The sequence below is a fragment of the Streptomyces roseifaciens genome (assembly GCF_001445655.1).
Lineage (GTDB): Bacteria > Actinomycetota > Actinomycetes > Streptomycetales > Streptomycetaceae > Streptomyces > Streptomyces aureoversilis.
In genome coordinates, this window is the sequence record NZ_LNBE01000002.1 from 897676 (window position 1) to 920294 (window position 22619).

19 protein-coding genes and 2 pseudogenes are annotated in these 22619 nt (G+C 68.2%); 14 read left to right on the forward strand and 7 right to left on the reverse strand.

The window, feature by feature from the left end; all coding sequences use genetic code 11:
• Window positions 1-459 precede the first annotated feature (459 nt).
• Together AS857_RS41835 and AS857_RS42275 are read right to left on the reverse strand one after the other, a co-directional pair.
• Window positions 460-2001: an MFS transporter gene (locus tag AS857_RS41835; protein WP_420823916.1), complete on the reverse strand. Its 1542-nt coding sequence runs from the start codon at window positions 1999-2001 to the stop codon at window positions 460-462.
• 51 nt (window positions 2002-2052) lie between these two features.
• Window positions 2053-3026 (reverse strand): annotated as a pseudogene (locus AS857_RS42275) (FAD-dependent monooxygenase); the annotation flags it as partial.
• A 207-nt stretch (window positions 3027-3233) separates the two neighbouring features.
• Here AS857_RS42275 and AS857_RS05410 point away from each other — a divergent pair.
• The 3 genes and pseudogenes from AS857_RS05410 (at window position 3234) to AS857_RS05420 (ending at window position 4717) form a co-directional block, all read left to right on the forward strand.
• Window positions 3234-3686 carry a tunnelling fold family protein gene (locus tag AS857_RS05410; RefSeq protein WP_058041935.1) on the forward strand — a complete coding sequence of 151 codons (453 nt, stop codon included), beginning with the start codon at window positions 3234-3236 and terminating at the stop codon, window positions 3684-3686.
• Window positions 3687-3710: 24 nt separating this feature from the next.
• A pseudogene (locus AS857_RS05415) lies at window positions 3711-4121 on the forward strand (hypothetical protein); the annotation flags it as partial.
• Complete coding sequence (locus AS857_RS05420; protein WP_058041937.1) at window positions 4118-4717, forward strand: hypothetical protein; 600 nt, start codon at window positions 4118-4120, stop codon at window positions 4715-4717. The pseudogene AS857_RS05415 and the gene AS857_RS05420, both read left to right, overlap by 4 nt.
• A gap of 420 nt (window positions 4718-5137) precedes the next feature.
• Here AS857_RS05420 and AS857_RS05425 read toward each other — a convergent pair whose 3' ends face one another.
• Both AS857_RS05425 and AS857_RS05430 read right to left on the reverse strand, forming a co-directional pair.
• On the reverse strand, window positions 5138-6838 hold the full coding sequence (locus tag AS857_RS05425; protein ID WP_058041938.1) for an IucA/IucC family protein: 1701 nt from the start codon (window positions 6836-6838) through the stop codon (window positions 5138-5140).
• The gene (locus AS857_RS05430) at window positions 6835-8040 is read right to left on the reverse strand and encodes an ATP-grasp domain-containing protein (protein ID WP_058041939.1); all 1206 of its coding nucleotides are present in this window, start codon (window positions 8038-8040) and stop codon (window positions 6835-6837) included. Before AS857_RS05430 ends, AS857_RS05425 begins: the two co-directional genes overlap by 4 nt.
• A gap of 180 nt (window positions 8041-8220) precedes the next feature.
• Between AS857_RS05430 and AS857_RS05435 the strand changes: the two genes are divergently transcribed.
• From AS857_RS05435 to AS857_RS05440, 3 genes are all read left to right on the forward strand, one after another.
• Window positions 8221-8643 carry a hypothetical protein gene (locus tag AS857_RS05435; RefSeq protein WP_058041940.1) on the forward strand — a complete coding sequence of 141 codons (423 nt, stop codon included), beginning with the start codon at window positions 8221-8223 and terminating at the stop codon, window positions 8641-8643.
• A 188-nt stretch (window positions 8644-8831) separates the two neighbouring features.
• Entirely contained in the window at window positions 8832-8990 is a 159-nt protein-coding gene (locus tag AS857_RS39800; RefSeq protein WP_160330180.1) for a hypothetical protein, read from the forward strand.
• A gap of 74 nt (window positions 8991-9064) precedes the next feature.
• Window positions 9065-9943: a TauD/TfdA family dioxygenase gene (locus tag AS857_RS05440; protein WP_058041941.1), complete on the forward strand. Its 879-nt coding sequence runs from the start codon at window positions 9065-9067 to the stop codon at window positions 9941-9943.
• Window positions 9944-10282: 339 nt separating this feature from the next.
• On the opposite strand, the gene AS857_RS05445 is transcribed toward AS857_RS05440, so the two are convergent.
• Window positions 10283-12403 (reverse strand): MMPL family transporter, encoded by a 2121-nt coding sequence (locus AS857_RS05445; protein ID WP_160330181.1) that lies wholly within the window; start codon window positions 12401-12403, stop codon window positions 10283-10285.
• A gap of 535 nt (window positions 12404-12938) precedes the next feature.
• On the opposite strand from AS857_RS05445, the gene AS857_RS05450 reads away from it, so the two are divergent.
• The 6 genes from AS857_RS05450 (at window position 12939) to AS857_RS05475 (ending at window position 19402) form a co-directional block, all read left to right on the forward strand.
• The gene (locus AS857_RS05450; protein WP_058041943.1) at window positions 12939-13538 is read left to right on the forward strand and encodes a hypothetical protein; all 600 of its coding nucleotides are present in this window, start codon (window positions 12939-12941) and stop codon (window positions 13536-13538) included.
• Complete coding sequence (locus AS857_RS05455) at window positions 13535-14794, forward strand: 4-hydroxybenzoate 3-monooxygenase (protein ID WP_063804162.1); 1260 nt, start codon at window positions 13535-13537, stop codon at window positions 14792-14794. The genes AS857_RS05450 and AS857_RS05455 overlap by 4 nt, the downstream gene beginning before the upstream one ends.
• The gene (locus AS857_RS05460; RefSeq protein ID WP_245699591.1) at window positions 14791-15708 is read left to right on the forward strand and encodes a UbiA family prenyltransferase; all 918 of its coding nucleotides are present in this window, start codon (window positions 14791-14793) and stop codon (window positions 15706-15708) included. The genes AS857_RS05455 and AS857_RS05460 overlap by 4 nt, the downstream gene beginning before the upstream one ends.
• Window positions 15709-15755: 47 nt before the next feature.
• On the forward strand, window positions 15756-16838 hold the full coding sequence (locus AS857_RS05465) for a polyprenyl synthetase family protein (RefSeq protein WP_063804163.1): 1083 nt from the start codon (window positions 15756-15758) through the stop codon (window positions 16836-16838).
• Between the two features lie 26 nt (window positions 16839-16864).
• Window positions 16865-18403, forward strand: a complete 1539-nt coding sequence (locus tag AS857_RS05470) for an FAD-binding oxidoreductase (RefSeq protein ID WP_160330182.1) — start codon at window positions 16865-16867, stop codon at window positions 18401-18403.
• 387 nt (window positions 18404-18790) lie between these two features.
• Window positions 18791-19402: a hypothetical protein gene (locus AS857_RS05475; RefSeq protein WP_144440728.1), complete on the forward strand. Its 612-nt coding sequence runs from the start codon at window positions 18791-18793 to the stop codon at window positions 19400-19402.
• 233 nt (window positions 19403-19635) lie between these two features.
• On the opposite strand, the gene AS857_RS41840 is transcribed toward AS857_RS05475, so the two are convergent.
• The gene (locus AS857_RS41840) at window positions 19636-19764 is read right to left on the reverse strand and encodes a hypothetical protein (RefSeq protein ID WP_257548903.1); all 129 of its coding nucleotides are present in this window, start codon (window positions 19762-19764) and stop codon (window positions 19636-19638) included.
• Window positions 19765-19769: 5 nt separating this feature from the next.
• Between AS857_RS41840 and AS857_RS05480 the strand changes: the two genes are divergently transcribed.
• Complete coding sequence (locus AS857_RS05480; protein ID WP_058041946.1) at window positions 19770-20354, forward strand: DinB family protein; 585 nt, start codon at window positions 19770-19772, stop codon at window positions 20352-20354.
• 33 nt (window positions 20355-20387) lie between these two features.
• Window positions 20388-20741, forward strand: coding sequence for a hypothetical protein (locus AS857_RS37200; RefSeq protein ID WP_079110087.1), 354 nt, complete (start codon window positions 20388-20390; stop codon window positions 20739-20741).
• A 192-nt stretch (window positions 20742-20933) separates the two neighbouring features.
• Here the strand turns inward: AS857_RS37200 and AS857_RS37205 are convergent, their stop codons facing one another.
• Complete coding sequence (locus AS857_RS37205; RefSeq protein WP_079110088.1) at window positions 20934-22550, reverse strand: GMC oxidoreductase; 1617 nt, start codon at window positions 22548-22550, stop codon at window positions 20934-20936.
• Window positions 22551-22619 lie beyond the last annotated feature (69 nt).

Below are 22619 nucleotides of genomic sequence, written 5' to 3' on the forward strand. Positions count from 1 at the left end.
TCCTGTGTGTCGAAGTCCAAGCGGTGCGGGCCGTCTCGGCCCCGTAGTGCCAGCTCGGGCACCGGCGCAAAGTAGCGGTCCGTGACGCTCGGGCGTAGACGGCTGCTGAGTGGCGGAGAGTGCAGCTTCAGGTGACGTGGTCGCTGCCGCGGGTGAGCCAGCCTGGCGTCGGATGGTGAGAAGCGCGAGGCGTCCAGGGCGCGGGAGAGGATGCCGAAGGCGAGGAGCTTGAAGACGAGGAGCTTGAAGACGAGGCCCCGCTGCCGGCCGGCGCGGTGCAGTGCACGGCTGGTGCGAAGGAGGAACGGGTGACACGGCTACTCCCGAGGTCAGGACCCCGCGACGATGGATGCGCCTGGCGTGCGGACACCATGTCGTCGGCAGCGTCGTCCGCCTGCACCCACCTGTGCCCGCACCGGACAGGAGCGGGCACAGGTGGGTGCGGGGTTCTGAGGTGGCCTATTTCTGCGCGACGACCCGGATGGTCGCGCCAGGCTTGACCTTCACGGCTGTCGCGCCTGCCGCACCGCCGTCCCGGTGTTCACCGGTCCGCTTGACGGCCAGGCGCGCGGTGAGGACGGCGGGGGCCGCGGCGGGCAGTGCGACGAGCGCCGCCGAGAGCGGACTCAGACCGTATGCGCGGGTCAGAGTGAAGTACGTGAGGAAGGTGAAGGCGGAGTTCGCGCCGAAGAGTGCCGGCAAGACGAGCAGGGCTCGGCGCGTGACCGCCTGCCGCAGCAACCCGGCGTCCAGAGCACCCTGGGGGTGACGTCGCGTCCGGAGGACGAGAAGGCCGGTCAATGTCGCGGTCAGCAGCCCGGTCGATGCCTGTACCGGTGCGGAAGCGGTTACCGTCGGAGCGGTCAGCGTGATCAGCGCGGTGACAGCGGCCCCCGTGCACAGGGCGATTCCGACGACGTCCATAGCCTGCCGGGGCGATGTCGGTGAGGGTCCGGGGCCGCCGAGCGCGTGAAGGGCGCAGCCCGCGCTGACGGTCGCGAGAAGGGCGAGGGCGCCGAAGGCTGCCCGCCAGCCCAGCAGGCTGGTGAGCAGGCCACCCAGTACCGGCCCGAGGCAGGCGGCCGCGGCGGCGGTGGAGACCCACCCCGCGACGGCATGCGGCTCGTTCTCCGTTCTCCCGCGCAGGGTGAGCAGCAGGGCGAGGCTGACGGGCGAGACGGCGGCACCGCCGACGCCCTGGACCAGTCGGGCGGCGATGAGGACGGCGGTGGTGGTTGCCGCAGTGGCCAGCAGGCTTGCCGCGGCGAAGATGACCAGGGCGACGAGCAGGATACGGCGGGCACCGTACCGATCGGCGAAGTGGCTCACCCCGAGTTGCAGAGGGCCACAGGTGAGTTGATAGGCGGCGGCGAACCACTGGGTCTGGACGGGCTTCATCTCCAGGTCGGCCGCGACCGCGGGCACGGCCGCCGTGACGGAGGCGATGGCGAGCGCTCCGCAGAGCAGTGCCGCGTGGCAGGCGAAGGGGGCGAGACACGGTACGCGGCCGGGCGTCGCCGCCCGGGCCCGGGAGTCGTCCGGTGGGCCGGAACTCACAGATCCGGGATGCACAGATCCGGGACTCACAGATAGTGCCCGTCCGGACGGACGATGCACGGCTGCCGGCCGGCGGCGGACCGGACGGTCACCATGGGCATCGTGATGCCGGGCGCTCGGGCATCCGGCGTGCCACGGGTGGAGGTCAGGTGCACATGACGGCCTGCTCTGAGGGTCTCGAACAGCCTGCCGGGGGCGGTGGTCGCCGTGGCCAGCAGCGGCACATCGGGGGCCGGCGCGCCGCTGCGGACGCATGTGCCGCGCCGTGCGGCGCTCCCCGGCAGGCAGGCAGGCAGGCAGGCAGGCAGGCAGGCCGGCCAGGCGAGCGGCGAGGCGTCGTCGCGGGAGGGGCGGGCGAAGGGCGGTGAGGACGACGGCGCGGAGTGCGTGCCCCCAGGGCGAGGGCAGCGCGTTGAAGTGGAGCATGGCGGCGGTGAGCCGCATGACGTGGGTGGCGGAGCGACGCCGTTCCTCGGCGTAGGCATCGAGCAGCACCTCGTGGCGGGGCTCGGTGACCGCCGCCGCGAGGCGCCATCCCAGGCTCATGGCGTCGGCCAGGCCGGTGTTGAGGCCCTGGCCGCCGGTGGGTGGGTGGACAAGGGCGGCATCGCCCACCAGCACGACGCGGTGGCGCCGGTACCGGGCCGCGTGGCGGTGCTCGCAGCGATAGCGGCTGAGCCACTCGACCTCGTGCAGCGCGAGCTCGCGGCCGGCGATCCGGTACAGCAGCGCCTGGACCCAGGCCGCGTCGGGGGCGTCGGCCCGTGCGTCACCGGCCTCGGGGCGACGGTAGGGGTAGAGGATGACGCGCCACCGTCCGTCGCCGAACGGCAGGAGCAGCACCATGCCGTCCGGGCCCCATCGGCTCCACGGCTGTTGCGGCTCGAAGTCGAGCTGTGCGTCGACCGAAATGACGTCGTAGGGGTGCACGGTGTGCGACGCGGCTATGCCCGACAGCCGGCGCACGGCACTCGCGCGCCGTCGCACCCGGCGATGTAGTCGGCACGTATCCGCCGCACACCGCCCGCACGCCGGACGGTCAGCTCGGCGCCTTCCTCGTCCTGACTGATTCCGGTGACTTCCGCCCCGCGGGCGATGAGCGCGCCGTTCTTGAGGGCGTATTCCTCCAACAGCGCTGTGGTGCGGTGCTGAGGCAGTGCGAGCGCATAAGGAAAGGGGCTGTCCAGGGCGGCGAAATGCGCGACGGACCCTTCGGAACCCAGGGGGTAGTGCCGGTAGCGGTGCCCGTGGGCGAGAAAGGGTTCGGCGATTCCGCGCATGTCGAGGAATTCCAGGGTCCGGGAGTGCAGGACGAGTGCGCGGGTCGCCTGCGGCAGCCGGACATCCCGTTCGAGCACGACACAGCTGATACCCCGAAGACCCAGCTCCCCGGCCAACTGCAGACCGACGGGCCCGCCGCCGACCACGGCCACCTGAACCGCTTCGGGCAAGGGCGTGGCGCCGGCCATACAGTGAATTCCTTCTGTGCGTCCTTCCGATGGCCGGTCCAGGCTGACATCCGCCACCGCACGTGTCCAGACCGGCTCGGACCGGCCGATGGATTCACGGGCGGGATTATTTGCCTACTTACATGTGACCCGTTGACCGTCCGAGAGGCTCCTGTGAAGGTGACTCCGGCACGTTCGCGCTCTCGTCGTCCAGCCGAACGGAGAACGATGGGCCATTCCATCGGCGATCACGCCTACGGCGAATGCGGAATCGAATTCCTCCTCGTGGACCGGTCCGGCACTCGGCAGCGGGTACGCCGGTTCCGGGCGGACGTCCGCCTGCTGATGGACCACCCCGAGGTCTACAGGGACGGAGACAACACCCGTCTCATCCCCGTGAGTTCGATCAGCAACTCCGTGCTGGCGATCGGCGCCCAGCACGCGGCGTCGGAGCCCGAATCGTATGCGCTCGCGCTTGCCGAGCGCTTCCTCACCGCGACGACGCGCGTCCGGACCGCCGATGTGCGCCTGATCGCCTCCGAGTTCTCCCCGCTCCTGTCCGACCCGCCGACAACCTCGGCCCAGCACTTCTCCGCCCCCGTCCGCCACCAGGATCACGCTCACCTCACGCTCACGCGTCACGGCGAACCCGTCGTACGCAGTGGCCTGCTGAACATGTAACTCTTCGCGACCGGCGGCGCGACGTTCACGGGCTTCGCCCGCGACGCCTACACCACCACACAGGCCGTCACCGACCGGGTCTTCGGCGCCCGGATGAACGTGACCTGGCGGCACGCCGGGACGGGCACCGACCACCGCCACTGCCGTGCTCGCGCCGAACAGGCCGTCGTCAAGGCCTTCGGCGAGCACGCCAGCCGCTCCAGTCAGCACACCTTCCACCACTTGGGCGCCGCCGTGCTGGACGCCTGCCCGGAGGTCGCGGAGGTCCGCGTCGAGGGAGCCCACCTGACCCGCGGCCTGGTGGACCTGGCCCCGTTCGGAGTCGCCAACGAAGGCCGCGTCTACACCGCGACGGACCACCAGCAGAGCACCGTCACCGTCACCATTCACCGCACCGCACCCGAGAACCAAGGACCGAGGAAAGGGACCGTGTGAACACCACAGGATCGCGCAAATCCCACGGACTCGCCGCGGTGGTCGCCGTCATGGCGGCGACGCTCACGCCCACGGCCCAGACGGCGCATGCCGACGACCGGCCGACCGGCGCCCTCCTGACATGCGCCGGCACCGTCGCCGCCTCCTACGCACCGGGGCTGACCTTCACGCCGAGAGCCACCTCCGTCACGTCCCAGGCAGTCGTCGGATGCCCTCTCTCGACGGACAGCAGGTTCACTTCCGCGGCCTTCGGCGGAGACTCCACCGGCGCCTTGTCCTGCCTCCTGGGGCCCGCCGGCGGCACCCTCACCTTCCACTGGGGCAACGGCGAGGGGGAGCGCAAGGGGAAGATGTCCCCCCATCACGGCGACCCCGGCGGAACGACGTCGACTGCCTCGATCCACAGCCTGGCAGCCGTACGGCCGAATGGAAACATCGTCACCGTGAGCACGGGGACCATCACCGATGGCGTCTTCAAGGGGGCGACCGTCGTCACCGAGGTGACCCTGCTCGCCTCCCGACAAGCCGCCTGTCTGACCCCTCAAGGCCTCACCTCCGCTTCCGGCCCCACCACGGTGACCATCGCCCGGGTCTGAGCAGGAGCTCGTCTCGGAGCCCACCGGTCGACTCACGAGTCCCGCCCGCGACCCCGGACACCTCCCCATGCTGATCCGCGAGTGCCGCGGGCACTCCCACCGGGCGGCGAAGATCGCCTCCCGGATCTCCTCGGTGACGCTTGGGTGGCCCCCGCCGCGGCGCGTCCAGTGGCCGTCCGCGAGGCCACCACCAGGTCCTCGAACGCTCGCGGCCGCCGGCCGCTCCAGCGTCCGTGTACTCATGTGCGCAAGGCTCAGCCTCGCCGCCTCGCCGCCTCGTCTCACCCCCATGGCGGACCGGGTTCCCCCTGACCGCGCGTCGATCGGAATCACCGGAACCGAGGAGGAGTCGCTGGTCAGCGGGTGGTCCGTCGTGTGTACCGCGGACTTGGACAACATGCTGTGGGCCGGGGACGGTGGTCATGCCGGCCGCCCTGAATCAGTGGGGAGCAGGTAGTTGGGCCCGTCGACGTAGAACTTGTTGATGTCCACGGCCCCCGAGCGGTTCTTGCTGAACAGCGTTCCGGCGGTGACCATCGCCTTGATCGGCAGCCGGGGCGCCTTGAGCACCCGGGCGCGCAGCACCGCGGCCGGTCCCGCGGGAAGCCGGTCGACGGCTTCGGTGAGCCGGTTCCGGAGGAGCCCCAGCCAGGTGTTCAACGGGCCCCGGCCGCGTTCGGCCAGTTCGAAGGCAAGGGCAGCCGCACACAGATGAACGGTCACGGTCGTGAACAGGTCTGCCAGCGGGCCGTCGTCGGTGACGAGGACTCGGGGGTCGGTGAAGCCCAGCAGGCCGGCGGCTGCCGCCTCGCCGATCCGTGCGGCAAGGCGCGCAGGGTGCACGCGTGGCCCGTCGTTGTCCTTGAGCAGTAGCCGCATCCGGGGGAGGCCGCCGTGGCCGTCGAGGACGATCGAGGTGTTCTGCTGGTGCGATTCCAGCGCGATGCCATAGGAGAAGAGGGTGGTGTGCCAGTCCAGCAGCAGCCGGAGGTAGGCGTCGAGCAGCGCGGCCGCCGAGCCCTCGTAGTGGCATTCGGCGAGCACGTCGACGACGGGACGGCCGTCGGGGCAGGTGGCCAGCAGGGCGGCGACCGGCACCACATGGGCGTCGTCGAGGCCGGACGGGTAGCGGCGGACCAGCGCGGCGAGCAGTTCGTGGCCCGCGCCGAGGTGGGTGCGTTCATCGGTGAACAGCACGGCGTCGGCGAAGCGGGGCTCACGGGCCGCGATCTCCGCCACCAGTCGCTGCCCGCACTCGCCGCCGGGCAGGACACCCGGTTTGATGGTGCGCCGGTTGAGCAGTCCCAAGGTGGACGTGGCCAGGGGAAGTTTGATGTGGACGCCGGGGTCGTCGACGACGGCGACGGTCCGCATGGACAGCGTGGGGACCACGGCCGGCCACGTCGTCTCGGCGAGCCGCGCGCTGCCGCCGAGGCCGGCGGCGGTGACGGCCTCGGCGAGGGGGCCCTCGGCGGTGAGCGGGTGGACGGGCAGCGCGAGGTACCCGTCGCCGGACCGGGCCAGGCCGAGGGAGGCGGGGGTCGGCCACCAGCGCGGCAGCCGGGCCCGCCGTCCGAGGGTCAGCGCCTCACCCGGCAGAACGAGCCAGCGCAGGCCGAACACAGGCCGGAATTCCGGTGCGTATGCGAGGAGTTGGCGCTCGTCGAGACCGTTGCGCACCCGACCGGTGGGGTAGACCGGATGGTCCCGGAAGGCGGCCAGTGCCTCGAATGCGAGGGAACCCCGCACCCCCTTCCACTCCTTCACGGGCCCGTGCTCCTCGGCCAGCCTCGCGACCACACGCGACCGCTCCCGCCACTGCAGCCGGACCATGGCCACAGCCTGGTCGCATTCGGCACGGAAGGCGTCGAAACCCGGCAGATCCTGCTCGGCCACGCCCTCGCGCAGCCGGTCCAGTACGGCACCGAGGCCGGGGACCGGGCGAACCCGGATCTCGCACTGGAAGCCGTCGGGACGTACGGGAATGTCCACCTCGGGAAGGACGAGCCAGTCGCCGTCGGGCCGTCGCTCGACGACCGCCCCGGGGCGCAGGTCATACGGGTCTTCCCGCAGCAGGGCGCCGAGGGCTCGGGCGAGGATTTCGTCCTCCTCCGCCGTCACACGATCTCCCAGCGATGGGCGGCGAGGAACGCTGCCACGACACGTCCGATCCGGTCCTGGTCGGGTCCGGTGGCCCGCATGATGCCGAGGTGGTCGCGGTCGGAGTGGTGAAGGGGGTGCTCCTCGCCGATCTTGCGCTGCGGCCGGTAGACCAGCCGCACCCCGTCCCGGTCCCACTCCACGGGCCCCGGTGCGGACGTGAGGGCTCCGGCGCGCTCGGCATGCACGGTCTCGATACGGAGCAGCCGCCCCGCGCTCCGTGCGCCGAGGTCGGCCGGGAGCAGGTGGCCGAGGTGGGCGCCGAGGACGTGCTCGAACAAGGGGATACCGAGCGCCTCGGCGAGACCGAGGTCGGCCTGGTCGCCGGCGGAGCGGTAGTTGACTTCGATCACGCGGACCCGCTCGCCCTGGACCACGAACTCTGTGTGGCAGGCGCCGAACCCGACACCGAGGGCCTCGAGCCGTGCGACGACCTGCTCCACGTGCGTCCGGGGCGGCGCGGGCAGCAGATCGGCGCGCCGCAGGACGAAGTGCGGTGGCACGACATCCACTTCATGGAAGGAGCCGAGGATGTGCAGGGCGCGTCCATCTCCCAGGGTCTCCAGGGTGAGCAACGGCCCCATCAGGTAATCCTCGACGACCAAGGGCAGGCCGGGCCGCCGGGACCACACGTCCTGGCAGTGGCGGAGCAGTTCCGCGCGGTCCTCGACCAGCTCGGCGTCCTCACTGGCAACCCCTTCGCGGGGTTTGACCACACATGGGAAAGGCGGCCGGACATCCTCCGCGTCCCCGGGCCGGGTCAACTCCGCGCTCCATACGGTCTCCAGCCCCGCCTCGGCGAGGGCCCGCCGCATCTGTGCCTTGTTCTTGGTGAGCAGCGCGGCCCGCCAGTCCTTGCCCGGCAGGCCGAACCAGTCGGCGGCGAGTGCCGCTTGCACCTGGAGGTGGTCACTGTTGGTGAACACGGCCTCCGGTCGGCGGTCGAGCGCCGCGATGCGGGCGATCACCTCGCGGAAGTCGCGTACCTCGCAGGGGACGATGTCGATCCGGGGCCATGCGTCCCCGCCGCGCCCCTCGTAGGCCCGTCGGTGCGCTTCGGGTGCGTCGGTGAGCAGCGTGACGTCGAGCCCCAGCCGGGCGGCAGCCGGGAGATAACCCTCGGTGACGGAGTCGGTTGGGGGCAGCGCCAGCAAATACAGCACGAGGGAACTGTAGAACTGGCGCCCGTCATGTCAATCCCTTTACTCGGTCAAGTAGTTGGCCGGACGCGCGCCGCGCCGACCCGGTCCGTTCGCCCCGTAACCTCCGCCGCATCGCACCGTTAGGCGAACAGTATGAGGAGCAGATCATTCAGCTCCGAACCCGCCGCTCAAGGAGACCCCATGTCCGTACGGTCCTGGTTCGGCACCGCGGTCCTCGCCGCCGCCACGGTCCTGTCCTGCACGCAAGCCGCCTCGGCCCACGGGGAGCACGGCTCCCGTGAACCGCACGCGACGCGCATCTCCACCCAGAACGCGAACGCCAACCTCTTCCCGCCCTCCATCGGCGCGAGGGCCTTTCTGTACGACGCCGAGACCGGCAAGCCGCTCAGGGGTAAGCGTGTGGAGTTCACGACCCCCGACGGCAGCGAGATCTGCCGCGCCGTCACCGGCGCAGAGGGCGAGGCCGCGTGCATCGGACCCCTCCGCCTGGGCACGGCGAGCGCCGGCACTCTGACCAACGGCTACGTCGCCACCTTCCGAGGTGACGAGCAGTACGGGGCGTCGCACGCGTTCGGCACAGTGGGCCTAATGGTCCGCCCCTGAGACGCCTGCCCGCCTTCCTGCCTTCCCGCCTTCCTGCCTTCCCGGAGGGAGCACGCCCTCTCCCAACGAGGGGCCTACGACGTCCCCCACCAGCGGAAACAGCTGGTGGGCAAGCGGGTTGGCGGGCCGCATCGCCCGCAAAGGCGTCGACTCCAGCGAACGGTTTCGAACGGTTGGGGCGGCACCGTTTGGTGATCAGCGGACATCGCAAGGCCGGCGAGGAGTATCCTCTCTACCGCTCCGACTGCGACCACCTCAGTGTCATCCCGACCACCGGGGCCGACGAGCATCGCACCGAACGCGCCGTGGCAGCCTTCCTCGCCATCCAGCGTTGGGAGATCACGTGACCTCACCCTGACGTATGTCTGGTCCGATCCAACCGGCGGTGACAAGGGACCGAAAGACCGGAAGGAGCCCGCTGATGGACACACCGGTGGCGGCCGCGGGACCCTCCGCGTGGCAGGGCGCGACGCTGGAAGAACGGGACTGGCTGGTCCCGTTACACCCTCCGCTGCTCGCCCGGGCACCCGGGAGAGCCACCGGCGACGCGCCCTCAGGCCGGGATGGTGCCGATCCCGTGGCCCGGGCCGCGCAGTACCTGAGCCACGGTCCCGGGCTGGCGGTGGTACGCGGCCTCGACCTTGACACGTTGACCGATGAAGAGTGCGTCGAGGTGTGTCGGCGGTTCGTGACACCGCTGGGCAACGTGCGCCCTGTGAACCCGGACCACCCGGGCGACAACCTGGTGACGGCTGCGGCCCCCGCCCCCGCACCCCCGGCACGTCCGCACCGCCCCGAGAGAGCCCTCGCCCTGCACACCGACCGGGCGAAATTCCCCGGACCTCCACGGCTACTGGGCATGCTGTGCATCCGCCCGGCGCGCCACGGCGGCGAGTCGGTGCTGGTGAGCGGCCACGCCGTACACAACGTACTGCTCAGGACCCGACCGGATGTCCTGCCTGACCTCTACCAGGACTTCCACTTCGGCCGCGGGCCGGACTTCGAACACATCTACCCCGTCTTCCGGCGCAGCGCCGGTCGTCTACACGTGCAGTACAACCGGTACTGGATCACCCGCGGCCAGCAAGAGCACGGAATCCCGTTGTCCACCGCTCAGGTTTCCGCTCTGGATGCCTTCGACGAGGTCCTGGCGGACCCTCGCATGGCCCTGCGCGTGCGGCTCCGCCGCGGTGACCTGCTGCTGGTGGACAACATGGCCATCCTGCACGGCAGGACTTCATTCACCGACCCACCCCCACCGCACGCCGGCCGCTGCCTGGTGCGGGTGTGGGCCGACTGATCCGTTCTTCAACCTCCAGTGTCGAATGCGTCTCGAACCAGGCCGCGTCACGTGAACGTTCGTCGGACGTTGGGGCGACCTTTGCCCGTGGCGGCCAAGCCGACGTCGTGGAGTTTCACAGGAACAGGGGGGCGCGTAATGCCTCGCCCCTCCTCGGTGGCCCTCAGGGCTTTAGCAGGATTGCCGGCTCGGGAATGGTCCGGATTGATCGATGGCGTTGATCTGACTGCGGGTTTGGTCGGATCGCCCCTTGCCTCCCGCATTGCTTGGTGGCCGGGGTCGAGGGGGATTTCTGCGAGGGCGCAGCCTGCCTCTCTGTGCGGTGGGGGCTGGGCAGGGCTATGCGAACGGGCCGTCGCGATAGCCACCTCGATGGTGATCAGTATCCCCGGCTCGTGGGGCATGCCGTACGCCCGGCCATGGCCACCACCAGTTCCATTGGCTGGCCAGACGCATGAGCGCGGGCAGAAGGGCGATGCGTACGACGGTGGCGTCGAGGAGGACCGCGAGCATCGTGCCGAATCCCACCATCTTCAGTTGCGACATGTGGGAGGTGGCCATGGCGGCGAAGACGCAGGCGATTGTCAGTGCCGAAGCAGTGACGAGGCGGCCACTGCGGGCCACTCCCCAAGCAACGGCCTCGTTGTTGTCACCGGTCGCTTCGTACCGTTCTTTGATGCGGGCAAGGATGAACAGTTCGTAGTCGGTGGCCAGGCCGAAGACGACGCACAGCAACAGGACGGGTAGGTTGGAATCGATTGATCCGGTAACTGGGAAGTCGCCGAGCAGCCAGTGCAGATGCCCGAACTGAAAGATCCACACCATGGATCCGAAGGAGGCGGTGAGGCTGAGCCCGGCCAGCATGACCGCCTTGAACGGGGCGAGGACACTGCGCACGAACGGCAGCATCATGGCGAACACGCTGCCGATGAGGATTGCCAACGCCCATGGCAGGCGATCGGTGATGCTCGCTTTCGTGTCCGATAGCGTCGCGTCCGGCCCTCCCACCCAGGCTTGCCGGCCGATTGGTACAGCTCGCAGTTTCGCCATCAGGCGTTGTGGATCGGTTCCTTTCGCCCCCGGGGCTGTGATGACCCGCAGCCAGCTGCCAGACGGCCCGGCATACATGCGCGGCTGAAGGACATCCGCACGGTGTCTCCCCGCCCGGTAGCTGCCTGTCGCCGTCTCGATGCCGGCGACGCCGGGGATACGCGAGAGCCTGCGGGCGTAGTCGTCAAGGACGCGGGCCCCAGCCGATCCTGCGGTGGTGTGGGGGAGCGCGATGTTGATCGGGTTGACTGTCTGCGGGGGGAACTGCGCCCGCAGCTGTGTGCCGGCCTGCCGTGCCTGGGCGGTGGGTGGCAGGAGCCTGTCGTCGAAGCGACCGAAGTGTGCCTGGGCGAAGGGGAGTGCCAGGGTCAGCAGTAGGACGGTGGTGGTGGCGACGACGACGAAGGGGCGCTTCATCGCGGAATGGGCCATGCGGTACCAACGGTCCTCCTGCTTCGTCGGGCTGCGACGCAGGTATCGACCGGTCCGTGTCACGCGGTCGCCTGCCACCACCAGCAGAGCGGGTACCGCCAGCAGCGTGAAGGCAGTGGCGCAGGCGACAACGGCGATCGAGGCGAATCCGAGGGAGCGCAGGAAGTACATGGGGAAGACCAGCAGGCCGCAGGCACTGAGCATGACCGTCGTGGCGGACACGAGCACGGTGTGCCCTGCGGTGATAAGGGTGGTGGTGAGCGCGCGCCGTGGATCGGCGCCGGTGGCCGTCTCCTCGCGGTAGCGGGCCAGCAGGAAGAGGCTGTAGTCGACGGCGAGTCCGAAGCCGAGGGCCGTGGTGATGTTCTGCGCGAAGACTGAGACGGGGGTGACGAGTGCTAGGAGCCGCAGCGCCGCGGTGGCCACGGCGACGGATGCGGCGCCGATCGCGACCGGCAGGAGGGCCGCAACGGCGGAACGGTAGACGACCAGCAGCAGGACCATCACGACAGGAGCGGCAAGCAGTTCGGAGCGAACCAGGTCGGCCTTTGTGATCTGCTCGGCATCACGTTCGGTCGGCACGGGGCCCGTTGCTGCCAGGCGCAGTGGTCCGGCCACGGCGTCGAGAGTCGGCAGGACGGTCGCGGCGGTGTCGTGGATGCGCTTTGAATTCCCGGAGAGGTGAAGCAAGAGAAGTCCGGTGCGGCCGTCGTGGGAGCGAAGGGCAGGATCACCGGTGGTCCAGTAGGACTGCACCGCCGAGACTCCGGGGAGGTCGGCCGCGGTGCGGGCGAGCCGCAGACCGGCTTGCCGTGTGGTGGGGGTGTTGACCTGTGCCGTTGATGTGGCCAGGATCGCCACGTCGGGCGTTCCACTGTGGAAGTGGCGGTTGAGATAGGCGTCGGCACGTACCGAGTCGGCGCCTGCGGGATCGTATCCGCCGGGTGAAAATCCCGTACCCACGATGGCGCCGAGCAAGGAAAGCAAGAGTGAGGTGGTCGCGAGGGCGACCAGCAGCCGTCGGGGATGGTGATAGGCCAGCCGTGCACACTGTCGCAGGGCCGTGAGCCGAGGAGTCCCGGACGGTTGGCGGGGTTGCGGGATACGCGAGGAGCCGGGGTTCCGCACTTTGCGGAGTGTGCGGTCCACTGGGCGAGTCATTCGTCCTTGTCACAGCCTGTCTGGGGTAGGCCCAGGGTTGCTACCAGTGCAGTGCTCCTTGCCGGACCGGAGAAGCTCGTTGTCTGTTCGGTGGCGCGCGTGGTACGTGTCGTCAAGTGACCTCCTGGTCTGGTGAGTTACACCAACGTTTGGAATCAGATAGGTCAACGGCCCATTCTGCCCGAGGAGTTGGCCGGTGAGGTACGAGCCTGCCCGGCAATCACTTGAAGGTGTGACAAACAGTAATCCGAAACGTTTCTGCATGTCTCCGGATCGGGAGGATGTCCGGCGTTGGCCCGGAGCCTCGACGGATGTCGAGTGGTGCTCGCAAATCCGCACGCCACGAGGAGCCATGCCTTTGTCCGCGCTTCCACTGCCCGGCGGTGTCGAGTTCTGCAACAGGGACAGGGGTGACTTCGCCACGCGTATCGACCGGTTCGTCTCGCCTATGACGAGAATGTTGCTCAGCAGTGAGGGCCTGACCACCACGCTACTGTGGGCACTGCTCGGTCAGCCGGTGTCGGTCCGGTGTGCGCGAAACAGACGGCTGCCGATCGCCTCGGCACCCCTTGGAGCTGCTGGACTGCTGGGCGTCGTCGATGGTGACGTGCTGGTGCGGCGTTCGATGCTGGCCACCTCGGACAGGGTGGTGTCGGTCAATGACGTTGTTGCGCGTGTGGACGTCTCGGCTCGAGCGGAACAGTGTGTGGCGGACGTTACCGCGCCGCTCGGTGAGGCGTTGCACGCTGCGGGAACCGGCTACCGCCGCACCGTGGTGGATGCAGGATGCCAGGATTGGCGGATGCCCCCCGGTGGCCAGGCCGCCTTCAAGACATATGTGTTGTGGCACGGTAACCAGCCGCTGATGACTGTGCACGAGGTGTTCAGCCCCCGGGTTGTGCCGTCGGCCGTTGCGCACGCGCGGTGCGCCGCAGCTGGGAAGGTGACGTGACCTGCGTAGTGCGAACCCAGGTTGCCGTCGTCGGCGCCGGGCCGGCCGGGCTGGTGCTCGCCAATGTGCTGCACCAGGCGGGCATCGGCGTATGCCTGTTGGAGCGAGAGTCTCGTAGTTGGATCGAACAGCGGGCCCGTGCCGGCCTGTTGGAGCACCGGGTCGTGGCGTACCTGCGCGAGCAAGGGCTGGCGGACCGTCTCCTGGCAGAGGCGCGTCGGCACGGCCGATGTGACATCAAGTGTCTGGGGGAACGCGTACCCGTGCACTACGCCGACTTCGCCGGCGGGGCTCACCACTGGATCTATCCGCAGCAGGAGCTCGTTCGTGACTTGATCGGCAGGCTCGTCGAAGCGGGCTGCCCGCCACGGTTCGAGCAGGGCGTGACCGCTGTCGAGCCGAGTGGCGGTGGCCGGCCGAGGGTACGCACTGCGGGGCTCGATGTGGAGTGCGACTACGTCGTTGGGTGCGACGGCGTCAATGGTCGCGTGGCGCAGTCGGTTCCCGGCGATCCCGGAGATACGGCGCGATACTTGTCTCGCCGCTACCCGTACGACTGGCTGACGGTGCTTGCCGAAGTGGCACGGCCGGTGGATGAGGTGCTGTACTGCGTCAATGAGGCGGGATTCGCGGGGATCATGCCGCGTTCCGGTGACATGGCGCGCCTGTACCTGCAAGTGGCCCCCGACGACGATCTCGGGCGGTGGTCGCACAAGCGCATCATGCGGGAGCTGGTCGCGCGGTTGGAACCTGGTGCGTGCCGGCCCCGCGTCGTCCGAGTGGTGGAGAGCGGGATGCTGCGCATGCGCAGCCGAGTGTGCGGACGCTTGCGCTACGGACGCGTCTTTCTGGCCGGCGATAGCGCTCACCTGTTGACGCCGTCCGGGGCGAAGGGCATGAACCTTGCCATCGCGGACGCCGCTGACCTGGGACAGGCATTGATCGCCGCCCTCGGTAGCGGCGATACCGCCGACCTCGACGGATACAGCGCGCGGCGCATCGACGCCGCGTGGCAGGCACAGTCCTTCTCCGAGGAACTCCTCCACCTTCTTCACCTTCCGGAGGGGACTGCGCAGGAGCGCCAGTTCGCTCTGCGTCTGCGGCTGGCCCGCATCCGGCGCATCGCCGAACCGGGTCCCGAGGCGACCGCCTTCGCCCACGCCTACGCCGGCTTCGGCTCACTGCCCGCTCGCCCTACGATCGCCGCGACGCACCACAGCCGTGAACCCTCCTGTCACACCCGGAGCCGTGCGTGAGACTGGTGACCGAACGCCTCCGGGTGCTGTATGGCTTCTCCCGCGGCACGCAGGCAGGCCTGAGCGTGGCCCAGCCGTTGATCGGCGCGCTGATCGTGACCGACCGCCCCTCCCTGCTTCGGCTGTTCACGATGGCGCTGGCGGCGCTCGCCGGCTACGTCGCGGTCTTCGCCGCCAACGATCTGATGGACGCCCGCCTGGACCGGCGGCGTTTCGCTCACGAGCGTGCCTACGACGGGTTCGACCTCGACAGCACGGGCGCGCGTCACCCGCTGGCTCGCGGGCAGCTGTCGATGTTCGCTGCGGCGGTATGGGTGGGGGGCCTGGCGGTGCTCGCCGCGGCTCTGTGCGCCGCACTCGAGCCGATGTGCCTGGTGCTGTTCGCCACTGCTGTCGCGTTGCAGATCGGCTATTGCCTCCTCGCAACGGTCAGCCAGTACAAGTTCGTGCTGTCCGGTTTGATGGTCGCGGCGGGGGCGCTTGCGGGCGCCTTCGCGATGCCGGTCCAGCGGCCGGTGGTGCCGCTGCTCCTACTGGCAGTGTGGATGATCGCCTGGGAGGTCGGTGGGCGCAACATCGTCAACGACATGGCGGACGCTGACGAGGATGTGCACCTCGGCATCCGTACCGTGCCCGTCGTCTACGGTTTGCGCACCGCGAGCATCCTCGCCTGCGGCTGCTCGCTGCTCGCCGCGACAGCCTCGGTCGGGCTGGCAGTCCATCGATGGTCGTTCTTCGGACCGGTCGGATTGGCAGGCGCGGTGCTCGCCACCGCCGGCACAGTGCTGGCACCTGCTGTTCGCCTGATGTGCGATCCGGGACCACGGATGGCGATGAAGATGTTCAACCGTGCCTCGTTGCAGCCGGTCTGTCTCCTGGTTGCCTTTGCTGTCGCCGTATTGCTCCGGCGCTGAACGGTCGTCTGCTCATCACCCGGACGCGTAAGGACGGACCCTCCGCCATGCTCGACACCAGCTCCTCGCTCCCGTTAGCCGCTGACGCCTCGCTCGACGACGTGCTGAACTACAGCCGATCACTGGTGGAGCCGCGGTTGCGCCGGGTAGTTGACGGCCTGCATCCGGACGTTGCGCGAATCTGCCGTCACAATCTCGGATGGGGCATGGCGGCGAACCAGCGACCGGATGGGACCATCCGCAGCACAGGAAAGCGTGTCCGAGCGGCCTTGGCTGTCTGCTCGGCTCACGCCGTGGGAGGCGGAGATGACATCGCCGTCGCAGTGGGGGTGGCAGTAGAGCTGCTGCACCAGGCGTCTTTGCTCCATGACGACATCATGGATGCCGACGAGTGGCGCCGCGGCGTGCAGGCGGCCTGGGCCGCCTTCGGCACCGGACGCGCCGTACTCGCAGGCGACGCCCTGTTGGCCGAGGCTGTGGCGGCAGTGGCTGTCACGACGGCCCCTGCCATACCGGCGGCGCTCAACCACCTGCTGGCCACATTCGGTGCGATGATCACGGGCCAGGCGGAGGACCTGGCGCTGGAACGGCTGCCGGTACGGCAGGTGACCTTGGAGCGTTACCAGCGGATGGCCGATGGGAAGACCGGCGCACTGTTCGGATGTGCCGCTTCGCTCGGATCCCGTCTGTTGGGGCTCACACAGCCCACCCATGCCTTGCACGAAGCAGGCACGACCCTGGGCCGGGCATTCCAGATGGCCGATGACATGGTTGGTCTGTGGGGCGATACCGCCCGTACTGGTAAAGCCATTGGCTCGGACCTGACACGAGGTAAGCGGACCCTTCCGATGCTGCTTGCCGCCTCTTCAGGCACGCTCGCGGGGGAGGAGCTGGTCACTCTCCTCGATGCACCTGATCCCGACTCGCTCTGCCCGGAGAAGCTGCTGGACTTGTTGGAGGAGTCCGGCGCTCGTGACGCCGCCCAGGAGGCCATCGCGGTGCAGACGCGATGTGTCGCCGCGGTGCTGGACGGGGCTGACCTTCCGGTGGCCTACCGGCGCCAGATGAGCGAGTTCCTCACCTGTGCCACATCTCCGTCCATTACGTCGACAGAAAGCGATCCCCGATGAGCTCGACCAGGCGCACCTTCCTCCGCGTGGCTTCGGCCGCTTCCCTGAGTGCTGCGGTGGCGGCGGCGCATCCTGCTGTGGCCACCGCGTCTGAACAAGGTCTGAACAGGGCCTTCGAGCGGTTGCGCCGGCTGGTGGACGGTCGGTTGGTCCTGCCGGGCGACCCCGACTACCTCAGGCTCGAACACGCAAACACCAAGGAGTTCGACCACATCCGTCCCCGCGCCCTGTTGCTGGCCGCGACAGCCGCCGACGTGCAACGTGGCGTGCTGTTCGCACAGGATCACGCGCTGTCGCTATCGGTCCGCAGCGGCGGGCACCATCTGCGTGGTTGGTCCACCGGTTCCGGACTCATCTTGGACCTGTCCCGTCTTCACCCTGAGACGGCTGTGATCGACCCACACACCGTTCACATTGGGCCTGCCAACACTTCGAGTCACACGCTGGAGAAGCTCGCGCCCCATGGACTGGCCATGCCTACCGGCTTGTGCGCCACCGTCTGCCCGGGCGGCTTCCTCCTCGGCGGGGGAATGGGCCTGCTGACCCCCTATGCCGGTCTAGCAGCCGACCGGCTGGTGAGCGCCGAGGTGGTCCTCGCCGACGGCCAGGTGGTGACCGCCTCCGAACACGAGCACCCTGATCTGCTGTGGGCACTACGCGGTGGAGGTGGTGGCGACTTCGGTGTGGTTACGCGCCTGACCGTCAACCCGGTTCCGCTGAGCCAAGTGGTCAGCTACCTGGTGGCATGGCCGTACGACGCTGCGGACCGTGTTATCGCAGCCTGGCAGCACTGGCAGGCCGATCGTCCTGACGCGCTCGGCAGCTCGGTGGTGTTGCTCCGCGCCGATGAGTCGCCGAATGCGGTGCCATTTGTCGTTGTCAACGGGGTTTGGGCCGGCCCGCCGGCCCCGCTGGACCGCCATCTTGCCGAGCTGCTCGATCTCGTCCCCGTGCGCCCCCTGGTCAACGGTGTCGTCCCGCAGTCGTACCGGGAGGCCATGTTGACCTGGTGGGCGCTGGCCGCCACGATGCCCCCACGCCCGGCGGCGGAGGATCTGCTGCGCCCCTTTGCCCACCTCTCGGATCCAGCCAAGGGACGGCTGCCGCGCCCCGCGTTGCAGGTGGCACGGGGCCGGTATTTCGACCGGCCGATGCCGCTGACGGGAATCGACCGATTGCTGAACGCATTCGACGCCGATCGTCGCCCCGGCCAGTCGCGGGTCGCCGGCGCGATGCGTGTCGCCGGACGCGCCGGCCAGGTGCCTCGTACGAGCACGGCGTACGTCCATCGGACCGCGACCGTCCACCTCGACTTCGGAGCCCAGCAGACCCTTAGTTCCGACATTGCCGCCGACGCGGCGGCCGGCCGGGCGTGGGCTGACAATGCCATCTCCGCGATCGCACCGTTCTCGAACGGCGAGGCATACGTCAACTTCCCCGAGCCCGAAGACTCCGACTGGCCGCACGCCTACTGGGCGGAGAATCTTCCACGGCTGCGCGAGATCAAGCGACGCTATGACCCGCACCGCGTCTTCCGTCAGCCACAGAGTGTGGTCGGACCCTGACGCCGTAGGCAGAAGTGGAAGGCGTACTCGCACGACAGACGGCGCTCGGTGTCGTTGCCTCCGAACAGGAACACCGCCAGCGCGATGAGTTCCTTCGGATCGCTTCTATACGCACCCCTACGGGCTCGGATCGGCTGACACTCTACTCGAACTTGCCTACACCGACGGGATATTGAGGTCAGCGTCGTCGTGCTCCAGAGCACAATTCAGATCGGGGCGACTGCCCCGTCCTTACGGAGCGGTCATGCGCGAGACACCTCACGCTTCGAGGGTGTCGCGCGCGGACCGAAGGCCGAGGTTGTTGCTCTCAGTACTGCCATGCTGACCCCGTGTTAATTCATGCCTGGCATCCCGTGACGCGGTGGCCCTGAAGCCGTTGTTCCAGGTATGAACATCACACGTGCCATTCGCCCGGTTCGACGCCGCCGCACCGCACTTGCCTTCGCCCTCGGATCCCTCCTTGCGCTCTCCCTCTCCGCCACGTCTGCCCAGGGTGCGGCACTCGCGGGCAAGGGTGCTGCCGCGGAACAGTGCACCATGCGCAGTGACGGAGAGCAGGCCATCGAGGAACTGAAGAGGTGTAGCCGCACAGCGTTCGACACGCTCTTCGCGCAGGCTCCCGCGGGCCGGATGCCCCACGGGTTTATGCGCGGCCAGCTGTTGAGGTGCACCGCGTGCGGGCAGCCGGCTGCCGACCGGGCGTTCGGTCTGCTGGCCGGTGCGGTGTACCACGGCAAAGACTTCCACACCGACGAGCGCGGGGGTCACGTCAATGCGGTCATGGGTCTGGACCTGCGCGTGTTTGACGGCGAGGTCGACTATGCCACCTACCCGGACGATGGCCGCCAGGCCATCCGTATCGCTTACCGGCGCGACACGGGCGGGCTCGTCACGGACTGGATCCGTGAGGTGCGGCCAGGTGTGTACGCGGGAGTGGCGATCCTGACTGAGGAGGGACTCCAGTCCTGGCGCGTGATGGATTTCGTGCTCTATCGCTGACCCGGCCCGAGGCTTGCGTTATCTTCCCTCACAGCTTCGTCGCCGGCCGGGCTCTCGCCGACGTACACCGACCGCAGTCCCCTCATCCGCCTGCGGCGATGATGCCCGCGAGAGCCTGTTCAGCGATGGCTGCGATCGCGAAGGAAGGGTTGGCGCCACCGACGTTTCCCGGCCGCAAGGTCGAGTCGACAGGGCGGGTCGCTATCTGTGCCTTGGCCAACTGAGAGGTTGTCTCACGTGGCAAGTTTCGCGAGCTTCTTGTAGCAGGTCAGGGCGGCGGCCATGGCCAGGCCTCGGCTCTGCCAGTCGTTGCGGACCACGTACGGGATCTTGAGACCACGAGCAGCCCATGGCAGGCTCATGCCGCATGATGGATGAATTCGCGAAAGACAACCTGCACGGGAGACTGCGGCGGGACCGCAAGGCGCTGCTCTGGAAACTCGACGGCTTGTCCGAATACGACGCCCGTCGGCCTTTGACAGCGACCGGGACCAACCTCCTCGGCCTGGTCAAACACGTGGCCACCGTCGAGGCCAGGTACTTCGGCGAGGTCTTCGACCGCCCTTCCCCGGAACCGCTGCCCCGGTGGCAGGACTCCAACGGCAGCGATCTGTGGGCGGCCGAGGACGAGACCCGCGATCAGATCATCGGGCTCTACCGGCGCACGTGGGAACACTCGGACGCGACGATCAACGAGCTTCCCCTCGATGCCCCCGGCCACGTGCCATGGTGGCCGGAGCCTTATGCCGACACGAACCTGTTCGCCATCATGGTCCATGTCCTCGGCGAGTCCATCCGGCATGCCGGGCACGCCGATATCCTGCGGGAGGGCCTCGACGGCCGGACCGGGTTGCGCGCCGAACACGAGGAGCAGATCGACGGGGAAGCCCGTGCAGCCTACTGCGCGAAGATCGAGCAGGCCGCCAGGTCGGCCGCACCAATCAAGGCTTAGAGGTTGTCTCACGTGACTTGACGTTCGTGCGGCATGCTGCCGGTCGTGGGTGCTGATCTATCGAAGCGTCTGGTTCCTGATGAACTCTGGGAGCCGGACGCCCCGTTGCTGCCGTCGTTCGGCACGTCGCCCGCCACCGCGCATCGCCGCTTCACGGTATGGACCGAGGCCGGCCTGTGGCGTCGGCTGCACCGGGCGGTGCTGGACGAACTCGGGGCCCACGGCGAGGTGGACTGGACCTCGGCGATCGTCGACGCGGCCTCCGTTCGCGCCAAAGGGGGGATCGCTGACGTGGCCGAACCCGGTCGATCGCGTCAAGAAGGGCAGCAAGCTGCACGTGCTGTCCGATGCCCAGGGCATCCGCCGGGAAGTCGCCGTTGCTGCTGAGTGCCCGGAGCTTGAGGACGGCCTCGGGTCCCGGCCAGGCCTCACCCGGCGCGCGGGGAGGTCGTTGGGCCAAGGTGGCCACGGCGGTGAGAGGCGTACTGGCCGGGTAGGTCACTTGAACGCTCTGGACGCGGGGCTCGTGATAAGCACGCTCCAATGCACCGTCACTGGCCCAAATTGAAGCAATGAGTGTCATCCTTTCCGTGCGATAATGTCGGCAATGCAGCGCTCCGCGAGAGCGGTGATGGTGAACGACGGATTAGCGCCACCTACATTGCCGGGGATGAGCGAACCGTCCACTGCGTAGAGTCCGCGATAGCCTCTCAAACGTCCGTAGAGGTCCGTAGCTTTCCCCAAAACGCAACCGCCCAATGGGTGAGGCGTGAATGTGCACGGCCACCTGATGGCAGCTGGAATTGTGTTGCTGTTGGCGTTCATTACCTTGTCAATGAAGCCGGATGCAGCTTGCGCAGCGGCGTCACTCTTTCCCGACCAGTCGGAGAGGGTGACCTTACCAGTCGAGGAATCATAGGAAAATCTTCCTCTGTTTGCGGGATCCGGATCGGCTGTCATCGTCAAGGTCATGATTCCGGGCAATTGACCGAGCTGCATGAGGTGCCAATTTTCTGCACGGATAGGCAGTACGAACTCTTCTGTGAAGATGGTGGACGCGCTGGGCGCTCCTTGAGATGGGCCGCCTTCGCCGATGTAGCCGTAGCCGATGAATTGGTCGCCGTTGTCTCCGAACCCGACCCCGACCGAATCGTCGAGGGCCGGCAACTCGCCTGTGTCCCGGGCGGCGACGAGCAGGCGATTCGTATTGAGTGTTCCGGCGCATACGAAGAGCCATTTGCAACTGTATTGAATCTTTTCCAGAAGTGAACCGTTTGTGTCGATGTGCCGGACCGTTACCGTGTACGTCCCTGGGCGGCCCAGGCCGATGGATTCGACCTCGCAGAGGGTCTGCACGGTCACGTGACCAGTGGCTCGCGCCGCAGGTAGGTAGTTGACGGTGAGACTGTTTTTGGCACCGTTGCTGCATCCGAAGTCGCTCTCGCCTGCGATCGCCGAGGCTCGGGCCGTGCCAAGAAGTTCCTGTCTGATGACTTCCCAATTGAACGTCGATGGCATTTTGACCGGTTCGTAGCCGGCTCGGCCTACGTGTTTGTCCCAGACTCGAGAATGAGTAAATGGTGCTGACGCATAGATGTCGTTTGGCATGACACTCGGCCGGAGCATGGCGGCTGCTTTGGGATACCAGACGGAGTCCATTTCTCGATATGTGATTCCATCGGGGAAGATCCGCTCAAAGTGTTTCCGCGGCGGCGCCACAGTAGCGCAGGTGTAGACCAGCGATCCGCCGCCCAGGCCGGCTGCGCATGCGATATCGATGCCCCGTTCGTTGGAAACCTCTATCATGCCTGCGTAGGGGCCCATGGGAAAGGGGAGAACCAAGGGCCAGTGCGCAATCGGTCGGAACCAGAACATCTTCCTGCTGTAGTCCAACTGCGAGCCGAAGACCGCCCGATGGGGGTCGGTTGTCCATTCCCGGCCACGTTCCAGCACGAGAGTGTCCACTCCCGCCTGTCCCAAACGGAGTGCACATACGGCCCCGCCGAAACCCGACCCGATTACGATTGCCGGGTACTCGGTGCGACCAGAAGCAGCTGCTCCATGAGTGTGAGCCCAAGCGCTTGGGGTTTCGGTGCCTGGGGGTAAGTCCATGCCTACCCCCAGGCCCAGTCCCAGACCCATTCCCAAGAATGAGCGGCGAGGTACTCCGCTTCGCATCTCCACGCAACCTTTCATGCCGGACCGCGCCTGTCCGTAGCGGTCCGCGGTATGGGCAAGAGTGCTGCACCGGTTTGGCGCCGAGCA

Bases quoted from the DNA above. Each gene is read 5' to 3' on its own strand.
- AS857_RS41840 (WP_257548903.1), bottom strand. From the start codon at position 19,764: ATGAGCCTGCCATGGGCTGCTCGTGGTCTCAAGATCCCGTACGTGGTC.
- AS857_RS05480 (WP_058041946.1), top strand. From the start codon at position 19,770: ATGATGGATGAATTCGCGAAAGACAACCTGCACGGGAGACTGCGGCGG.
- AS857_RS05450 (WP_058041943.1), top strand. From the start codon at position 12,939: ATGCCTTTGTCCGCGCTTCCACTGCCCGGCGGTGTCGAGTTCTGCAAC.
- AS857_RS05475 (WP_144440728.1), top strand. From the start codon at position 18,791: ATGAACATCACACGTGCCATTCGCCCGGTTCGACGCCGCCGCACCGCA.
- AS857_RS05465 (WP_063804163.1), top strand. From the start codon at position 15,756: ATGCTCGACACCAGCTCCTCGCTCCCGTTAGCCGCTGACGCCTCGCTC.
- AS857_RS05435 (WP_058041940.1), top strand. From the start codon at position 8,221: ATGTCCGTACGGTCCTGGTTCGGCACCGCGGTCCTCGCCGCCGCCACG.
- AS857_RS37200 (WP_079110087.1), top strand. From the start codon at position 20,388: ATGCTGCCGGTCGTGGGTGCTGATCTATCGAAGCGTCTGGTTCCTGAT.
- AS857_RS37205 (WP_079110088.1), bottom strand. From the start codon at position 22,550: ATGAAAGGTTGCGTGGAGATGCGAAGCGGAGTACCTCGCCGCTCATTC.
- AS857_RS41835 (WP_420823916.1), bottom strand. From the start codon at position 2,001: ATGCGGCTCACCGCCGCCATGCTCCACTTCAACGCGCTGCCCTCGCCC.
- AS857_RS05410 (WP_058041935.1), top strand. From the start codon at position 3,234: ATGGGCCATTCCATCGGCGATCACGCCTACGGCGAATGCGGAATCGAA.
- AS857_RS05440 (WP_058041941.1), top strand. From the start codon at position 9,065: ATGGACACACCGGTGGCGGCCGCGGGACCCTCCGCGTGGCAGGGCGCG.